At 75.5% G+C, this 2,118-nt stretch carries 1 protein-coding gene; it reads left to right on the top strand.

All coding sequences use genetic code 11. The features are described from left to right. A partial coding sequence (locus tag ACPCK6_RS29530) for a SpnB-like Rossmann fold domain-containing protein (RefSeq protein ID WP_423482849.1) occupies window positions 1-2,118 on the top strand: 2,118 nt, incomplete at both ends.

The following is a 2,118-nucleotide window of genomic DNA, read 5'->3' as shown; positions in this document are numbered from 1 at the left end:
ATGCTGGCCGTGGCGGCCGACGAGGCTGCGGTGGCGGAGTCTCTCGCCGGGATGACCGATCGGGTGGGTATCGCGGCGGTCAACGGGCCTACCGCAGTGGTGGTGTCCGGTGCCGGGGAGGCCCTGGACGAGGTGGAGCGGGTCTGGCGGGACCGAGGGGTGCGTACGCGCCGGCTGACGGTGAGCCACGCGTTCCACAGCCCGCTGGTGGCACCGATGCTCGACGAGTTCCGCGCCGTCCTGGCGGGGCTGACGTTCCGAGCGCCGCTGCTGCCGGTGGTGTCGAACCTGACCGGCGCGCTCGCCGACCCGCAGGAGATCACCCGCGCCGAGTACTGGGTGCGGCACGTGCGGGAGGCCGTCCGCTACGCCGACGGCATCGCCGCCCTACGGGCCACCGGGGTCGACACCTTCCTGGAGATCGGCCCGCAGAGCGTCCTGACCGCGATGAACGCCGACCTGCTCGCCGAGGACGCGCTCGCGGTGGCCGTCCAGCGCCGCGACCGGCCCGCCCCGCAGGCACTCCTGCACGCCCTCGCCGACCTGCACGTCCACGGCGTCCCGGTGACCTGGACGCAGTGGTTCACCGACGCCGGCGCCGCCCGGATCGACCTGCCGACGTACGCCTTCCAGCACCAGCGGTACTGGCTCGGCGCGGGCCAGCCGCGTACCGCCGACGTGTCCGGGGCGGGCCTCGGCGTGGCCGGGCACCCGCTGCTCGGCGCGGCGGTCTCCGTGGCAGGTGCGGACATGGTGGTGCTGACCGGCCGCCTCTCGACGTCGACGCACGCGTGGCTCGCCGACCACGTCGTGTCCGGTGTGGTGGTCGTTCCCGGTGCCGCTCTGGTGGAGTTGGCGGTCCGGGCGGGCGACGAGGTGGGCGCGTCGCGGGTGCGGGAGCTGACCGTGGCCGCGCCGCTGGTGCTGCCGGAGTCCGGCGCGGTGCGGGTGCAGGTGCGCGTCGGTGCGGCCGACGAGACCGGCACCCGGGTCGTGGCGGTGCACTCGCAGTCCGAGGGTGATCCGGAGGCTGACTGGGTGCGGCATGCGGAGGGCGTGCTGGAGCTGGCGTCGGCCGACGAGCCGGGCGTGGGGGAGTGGCCGCCGGTCGGTGCGTCCGAGGTGGACGTGGCGGGCTGGTATCCGGTGCTTGCGGAGCGTGGCCTGGCGTACGGGCCGGTGTTCCGGGGGCTGCGCCGGGTGTGGACGGGCGGCGACGAGGTGTTCGCCGAGGTGGCGTTGCCGGATGAGGTGGCGACGGAGGCGGCGCGCTTCGGTGTGCACCCGGCGCTGCTGGATGCGGCGCTGCATCCGATCGGGCTGCTGGTGGGTGCGGAGGGTTCGGGTGGGCCGCGGGTGCCGTTCGCGTTCGAGGGCGTGCAGGTGTATGCCTCGGGCGCGCGGGTGCTGCGGGTGCGGCTGTCGCGTACGGGCTCGGCGGTGCGTCTGGTCGCGTGCGACGAGTCGGGCGCGGCCGTGGTCTCGGTCGACTCCCTCGCCCTGCGCGAGCTGACCGGCGTGACCGCGGCGGGCGCGGCGGCCCGCGCGATGTTCGAACTCACCTGGCAGGCCGAGGAGATCGCCGCCACCGGGGACCTCTCCGGGTGGGCGCTGGTCGGCTCGCCGGCAACCGCCGACCTGCCGGCGTACGGCGACGTCGAGGCGCTCGTCGCGGCGGTCGACGCCGGCCGGACGGTCGCACCGAGGGCGCTGCTACTGCCGCTCGACGGGCCGGAGACGGCCGTCCCCGACGCGGTACGCGCGGCGACCTCGGGGGTGCTGGCGACCGTCCGGTCCTGGCTGGCAGCAGATGCGCTGGCGGAGTCGCGGCTCGTGGTGGTGACGCGGGGTGCGGTGTCGGTGGCGGCGGACGACCGGGTGTCGGACCTGGCCGGTACGGCGGTGTGGGGTCTGCTGCGGTCGGCGCAGTCGGAGCACCCGGGTCGCATCGTGCTGGCGGACGTGGACGATGACGTGGACGCCGGGCTGCTGGCTGTGCTGAGTTCCGTGGCCGACGAGCCGTCGACGCACGGCGGTCAGGTCGCGGTGCGTGCGGGCGCGGTGTTCGTACCGCGTCTGGTGCGCGCGGTCGCCCCGGCGTCGGTGGAGACGCCGGTC

It is taken from the genome of Micromonospora sp. AB353 (assembly GCF_049538395.1).
GTDB classification, from domain to species: Bacteria; Actinomycetota; Actinomycetes; order Mycobacteriales; family Micromonosporaceae; genus Micromonospora; species Micromonospora aurantiaca.
The sequence above is the reverse complement of the archived record's forward strand: the minus strand, read 5'-3'. Positions and strand labels throughout refer to the sequence as shown.